Below are 547 nucleotides of genomic sequence, written 5' to 3'. Positions count from 1 at the left end.
GTTTATCTTGGTAAAGGGATAAAGTTTTTCTTTTTGGGTTGAAGTGGAGATGGAAATGGGTTAATTTGAAGTTAGCACCGTGAACGAAAGCCTCGCCAAGGTAGTAGTCTTTGTCTTCTTCTAAGAAGTGTTTAGGACCTTTATATTTAACGATTAAATAATTGCCACCTGGGCCTTTGTGTTGTTGTTTTTCGAAATTGATATTTGAATATAAATGACTGTCATCTTTCATATCGAAAGAAGCGGAATCGAATCCGTCTAAAGTGGTATGGTTGTAAGTATCGCCATTTTTATTCCAACGGTCGAAAGGATGACGGTCTTTGATGTAACAAACTAAGTTAGAGGGTTCTTTTTGAAGTTCGCGACGATTATCGACCAACTTTAATTCTTTTCTTAATCTTTCTTCTTGAGTTGGAAGAGTTTTAAGATTATTTTTAATATCGATGATTTCTTGGTTTTTATCTTTGATGGTTTGTTCGTATTTGTCAGGTGTTTGGTTTAAAGTGACTAATTCTTGTTCTAATTGGGAGATTTTATTTTCTTGGTG

At 34.4% G+C, this 547-nt stretch carries 1 pseudogene; it reads right to left on the bottom strand.

What is annotated here, in order from left to right:
- Positions 1–547: pseudogene (locus RI01_RS02505) on the bottom strand (AAA family ATPase); the annotation flags it as partial.

The organism is Italian clover phyllody phytoplasma str. MA1, from assembly GCF_000300695.1.
In the GTDB taxonomy this organism is placed as follows: Bacteria; Bacillota_I; Bacilli_A; order Acholeplasmatales; family Acholeplasmataceae; genus Phytoplasma.
The sequence above is the reverse complement of the archived record's forward strand: the minus strand, read 5'-3'. Positions and strand labels throughout refer to the sequence as shown.